At 55.8% G+C, this 626-nt stretch carries 1 protein-coding gene; it reads right to left on the minus strand.

Annotated features, from left to right (window positions below):
• Positions 1 to 626: immunoglobulin-like domain-containing protein (locus tag BHC62_RS27130; protein ID WP_371128939.1), on the minus strand; the 626-nt coding region annotated here is incomplete at both ends.

A 626-nucleotide genomic window follows, 5' to 3' on the forward strand; every position in this document is an offset into this window, starting at 1 on the left:
GTGCCGGTGATCTGTACGGTCTGGGTGCTCTTGTCGATGAACACGTCATCGCCAGGGGCATCAACAATCACGGTACCAACGGTTTCGCCGGCCTTGATGGTGATGGTTTGCTTGTTATCGAGGGTCAGGGTGACGTCAGTGTCAGCCTTGTTGCTCAAGGTGGCGGTGTAGGTGATTTTTCCGCCTTCGTTGACGGCGTCTGGCGCGGTCAAGGTGACGGTAGTGGTGTTGTCGGTGCCCGGTGTGTCGGTTACGACGGTGGTGACTTTGTCAGTACCAGGGACCAGGTTCTCGAAGTGCTCGCCACCGGTGACTTTTTCGATGCCGGTCGTAACAGTTTGGTCGCCTTTGTACACATCGTCCGGCGCTACAGCCGAAACAGTACCGCTCGACTCGTTCACACCGATGGTGATGACCTGTTTGTTATCGAGGGTAATGGTTAACGGGCCAGTGGTGTTGGTGACTGGCTTGCCGTCTTTATCAACCAAGGTTGCGGTGTAAACAATTTCGCCGCCTTCGCCGACAGTTTTGGTGGCAGTCAGGACCACATCAACTTTGTCGATGGTGTCGTTGATCTGCGTAGTCGCACCGTCGCCAGCAACCACCAGCTTCTCGAAGTTACCGCC

This window comes from Pseudomonas sp. 06C 126, assembly GCF_001855215.1.
Taxonomy (GTDB): domain Bacteria; phylum Pseudomonadota; class Gammaproteobacteria; order Pseudomonadales; family Pseudomonadaceae; genus Aquipseudomonas; species Aquipseudomonas proteolytica.